Origin of the sequence: Faecalibacterium gallinarum, assembly GCF_022180365.1 — a bacterium.
Classification (GTDB): domain Bacteria; phylum Bacillota; class Clostridia; order Oscillospirales; family Ruminococcaceae; genus Faecalibacterium; species Faecalibacterium gallinarum.
The window spans coordinates 1-3965 of the sequence record NZ_BQKV01000015.1; the positions used below are offsets into that span (position 1 = coordinate 1).

General features: G+C 60.0%; 5 protein-coding genes. 2 read left to right on the top strand and 3 right to left on the bottom strand.

Annotated elements, in window-relative coordinates:
• Positions 1 to 127: 127 nt before the first annotated feature.
• From JCM17207_RS01645 to JCM17207_RS01655, 3 genes are read right to left on the bottom strand one after another with little or no spacing between them, the layout of a single operon-like run.
• Positions 128 to 472: a hypothetical protein gene (locus JCM17207_RS01645; RefSeq protein WP_238315830.1), complete on the bottom strand. Its 345-nt coding sequence runs from the start codon at positions 470 to 472 to the stop codon at positions 128 to 130.
• 40 nt (positions 473 to 512) lie between these two features.
• Positions 513 to 1583 carry an iron-containing alcohol dehydrogenase family protein gene (locus JCM17207_RS01650; protein ID WP_238315831.1) on the bottom strand — a complete coding sequence of 357 codons (1071 nt, stop codon included), beginning with the start codon at positions 1581 to 1583 and terminating at the stop codon, positions 513 to 515.
• 21 nt (positions 1584 to 1604) lie between these two features.
• Entirely contained in the window at positions 1605 to 2783 is a 1179-nt protein-coding gene (locus JCM17207_RS01655) for a pyridoxal phosphate-dependent aminotransferase (RefSeq protein WP_238315833.1), read from the bottom strand.
• An 88-nt stretch (positions 2784 to 2871) separates the two neighbouring features.
• Between JCM17207_RS01655 and JCM17207_RS01660 the strand changes: the two genes are divergently transcribed.
• Together JCM17207_RS01660 and JCM17207_RS01665 are read left to right on the top strand one after the other, a co-directional pair.
• Positions 2872 to 3330: a MerR family transcriptional regulator gene (locus tag JCM17207_RS01660; RefSeq protein ID WP_238315835.1), complete on the top strand. Its 459-nt coding sequence runs from the start codon at positions 2872 to 2874 to the stop codon at positions 3328 to 3330.
• 75 nt (positions 3331 to 3405) lie between these two features.
• The gene (locus tag JCM17207_RS01665; RefSeq protein WP_238315836.1) at positions 3406 to 3708 is read left to right on the top strand and encodes a GyrI-like domain-containing protein; all 303 of its coding nucleotides are present in this window, start codon (positions 3406 to 3408) and stop codon (positions 3706 to 3708) included.
• The last annotated feature ends 257 nt before the right edge of the window (positions 3709 to 3965 follow it).

Below are 3965 nucleotides of genomic sequence, written 5' to 3' on the forward strand. Positions count from 1 at the left end.
CGGTAACCCAGCTTTTCTTCCAGCATGGTTTCGATTACCATTTTCTTGAATTCCGGTGTATATCTCTTGTTTGGCTTCCCTTTTGGCACAATAAAACACCCCATTTGTTTTCAGTATACCATACTGTCTAACAAATGGGGTGCAGTTCAGCGAACACCGCGCCCAAAATCTTGGACCCAAGATAGAAGGGGGTGGTGTGGAAGGCCTTGGACATATAGGAATTTTTGCGGATAAAATCGGGCTTGGCGATCAGGTCAATGACCCCCATCACCGCCGAAAAGACCAGGATGGCGGCGATGATGTAGTTCATGCTGCCGCCGAAGAGGTCTTTCAGTCCGGTTTTCAGAAAATCCAGCAGGGTGGTGAAGGAATCCCCCTGGGGGATGGGCATCAGGAACATCAAAACGCCGAAGGCCGAGCCCAGGATAAACTTCAGCAGATTTTTGGGGTTGACGGATGTGGATGAATTCATTGTATCGGGTTTCACTCCTCACGAAAAATCGGGGCGGAGGTTACAGGGCCTCCACCCGGGCCATGGCTTCAAACAGCATCTCCTCGGTGACCGGGTAGGGGATGTGCTCCATGTCGGGGCCCCGGACGGCCTCGGCCAGGGCGGGGGCCAGCAGCTCCCGGTCCAGGGGGACCCCCATCTCGGCCAGGCTGGCGGGGATGCCCAGCTCCTGCATAAAGCGGCGGATCTTGTGCAGCTCCTCGGTCTGGCCGTCCAGAGCCAGCTGGACCAGCACCCCGTAGGCCACTACGTCCCCGTGGAGGAACTTCTCCTCAAAGCCGGGCAGCAGCACCAGGCCGTAATAGACTGAGTGGGCCACCGCGCCGTTGTAGTTCTCGTCCACCAGCAGGGAGACAAGGCCGGTGCTCACCACGTTGGCCAGCACCGCCTCTTCCAGGGCGGGGGTGGCGCGGTGCTGGCGGCAGTCCTCCAGGGCGGCCGCGCCGTGCTCCAGCAGGGGGAAGCAGCACATCCCGCTGATGGACCGGGCCAGAGCCGAGCTGTGGGGCAACGACTCCCCCCGGGAGGAGAATTGGCACTCGAAGTATTTGCCCAAGGTGTCCCCCATGCCGGCCCGCAGGTACTGGGCCGGGGCATTGGCGATGACCCCGGTGTGGATGAAGCAGTGGACCGCCGGCCGGTCGAAGTAGTCGAAGCAGTCAAAGCTGCCGTCCTCCCGGTAGACCACCGAGAGGGCGGTGGTTCCGGCGCAGGTGGCCGCAATGGTGGGGAAGGTAAAGACCGGCAGCCCGGCCCGCCAGGCAGCGCCCTTGGCGGTATCCAGGGCTTTTCCTCCGCCCATGCCGAAAATCATCTCGGCCCCGCACTGCCGGGCGATCTGGGCCAGCTGGTCCATCCGGGGGGCGGTGCAGTCGGCGCCGAACACCTCCCGGGCGGCGATCTGGATCTCGCTGCCTTCCAGGGCCTTTTCCAGGGCGGGGGCAGCGGCGGCCATGGCCTTTTCGCCCCCGATCAGCAGGGCCCGGGTGCCGTAGAGACGGCAGACCCGGGGCACCGCCTCGTAGGCGTCGGGGCCGATGGTGTAGTTTGCAAAGTAGGTTGTGGCAGACATAAACGAATCCTCCCTGCGCCTTTAGTGGAGCAGATCTGCCATCCGGCTCAGGCGGCGGATGGCCTCGTCGATGGTGGATTCTTCCCGGGCGAAGTGGAGGCGGATCAGGTTATTCACCGGCTCCCGGAAGAAGCTGGAACCCGGCACCGCCGCTACGCCGATCTCCCGGATCATCCACTCGCAGAATTCGAGATCGGTGTACCCGGCGAACTGGGGCAGATCCAGAAATTCCTGGATATCCACCAGCACAAAGTAGGTGCCTTGGGGGATATTGTGCTTCAGGCCGATCCGGTCCAGCCCGTCCAGGAAGTGCTGGCGCTTGCGGGTGTAGGTCTCCAGCAGGTTGTCATAGTAGCTCTGGGGAAAGTTCAGACCCACCACCGCGGCCTCCTGCAAGGGGGCGGGGGCGCCCACCGTCAGGAAATCGTGGACCTTCTTGGCCCCCTCCACGACCTCCTCGGGTCCGATCAGGTAGCCCAGCCGCCAGCCGGTGATGGAGTAGGTCTTGGACAGGGAATTGCAGGTGATGGTGTGCTCGTACATCCCGGGCAGAGAGGCCATGCAGACGTGGTGGTTGGGGGCATAGACCATGTGCTCGTAGACCTCGTCGGTGATGACAAAGGCGTCGTATTGCAGGGCCAGCTGGCCGATGCCCATCAGTTCCTCCCGGGTAAAGACCTTGCCGCAGGGGTTGGAGGGGTTGCAGACGATGATCCCCTTGGCCCCCTGGCGGAAGCCCTCCTCCACCAACTTCAGGTCGAAGTGATACTCCGGCGGCACCAGGGGCACATAGATGGGCTCGGCCCCCGAGAGGATGGCGTCGGCGCCGTAGTTCTCGTAGAAGGGAGAAAAGACGATGATCTTGTCCCCCGGGTTGCAGATGGTCATGACGGCGCACATCATAGACTCGGTGCCGCCGCAGGTGACGACGATTTCCTTCTCGGGGTCGATCTCCCGGCCGATGGCCCGGGACTGTTTGCGGGCCAAAGCCTCGCGGAAATTCTCGGCGCCGAAGGTGATGGAATACTGGTGGGGCCCCTCGTGGGCCACCCTGGCCAGGGCGTCCAGAATTTCGGCAGGGGGGTCAAAATCCGGGAACCCCTGGGAGAGGTTGATGGCTCCATATTCATCGCTGATCCGGGTCATCCGGCGGATGACCGAATCCGTAAAAGTTCCAACGCGGTCGCTCAGTGCAGGCATGTGGTTCGTCCTCCTTGATCTTTCGATGCAATGCAACTATAATAGGGTGTAACGTTACGTTACAGTCAAGAGGAAAAGGCGCATATTTATGCAAAAAAATCCAAAACCATGTATAAATACAGGAGAATTCGCCCGCCTATGCAATACCAACAAGCGGACCCTCTTTCACTACGACGCCATCGGGCTGTTCCGGCCCGCCTTTGTGGACGAAAACGGCTACCGCTATTACAGCGAGAACCAGTGTGACCTGTTTTTTACCATCCGCTGTTTGCAGGAAATCGGGATGCCCCTCAGCGAGATCCGCCAGTACATCGACCACCGCAGCCCCGAGGCCCTGCGCCAATTATTGGAACAGCAGAAAGAGAAGGTCCGCCAGGAGCAGGAGAAGCTCCGCCGAATCGAGCAGGTGATTGACACAAAGCTGAGCCTGGTGGCGCTGAGCCGCCAGCCCCGGGTCCAGGGCCAGATCGGCCGGGTGGGGCTGGAAGAGATGCCCGAGGAATATCTGGTCCTCAGCCCGCCCATCAACACCGGGGAGCACGACTAGGTCTTTTCGGCCCTGTGCAGTCACATCGGCTATTGCAGCCGGAACGGGCTGAACGCGGGCCACCCCTACGGGGCCATGGTCTCTGCCGACTTTCTGGCCCGGGGGGAGTGGGGCTGTTACTCCTATTTTTTCACCAAGGTAGTGGATCGGCCCCAGGATCACCCCTGCCACATCAAACCGGCGGGGGAGTACGCGGTGACCTATCTTGCGGGGGACTACTACAACGCCGCCCCGGCCTTTCAGCTTTTGAAGGATTTTTTCGCCGAGCATGGGTTCCGCCCCGGGGAATTCTGCTACAAAGAGGCGGTGCTGGACGAGGTCTCCATGGCCGACCCGGAGGGGTATCTGACCCGCATTTCCATCCAGGTACTTCGCTGAATAATCCTCCCAACGAAAAAGGACCGGCCTTGTGAACTGCACCCCATTTGTTAGACAGTATGGTATACTGAAAACAAATGGGGTGTTTTATTGTGCCAAAAGGGAAGTCAAACAAGAGATATACACCGGAATTCAAGAAAATGGTAATCGAAACCATGCTGGAAGAAAAGCTGGGTTACCGGGAAACGGCCCGGCGCTTTCAAGTATGCAACCATTACCGAATTCAACAATGGGAGCAAATTTACCTGACTGAGGGT

Excerpts from the sequence above, each read along its gene's own strand:
- JCM17207_RS01655 (WP_238315833.1), bottom strand. The coding sequence starts at position 2,783 with ATGCCTGCACTGAGCGACCGCGTTGGAACTTTTACGGATTCGGTCATC.
- JCM17207_RS01650 (WP_238315831.1), bottom strand. The coding sequence starts at position 1,583 with ATGTCTGCCACAACCTACTTTGCAAACTACACCATCGGCCCCGACGCC.
- JCM17207_RS01665 (WP_238315836.1), top strand. The coding sequence starts at position 3,406 with ATGGTCTCTGCCGACTTTCTGGCCCGGGGGGAGTGGGGCTGTTACTCC.
- JCM17207_RS01645 (WP_238315830.1), bottom strand. The coding sequence starts at position 472 with ATGAATTCATCCACATCCGTCAACCCCAAAAATCTGCTGAAGTTTATC.
- JCM17207_RS01660 (WP_238315835.1), top strand. The coding sequence starts at position 2,872 with ATGCAAAAAAATCCAAAACCATGTATAAATACAGGAGAATTCGCCCGC.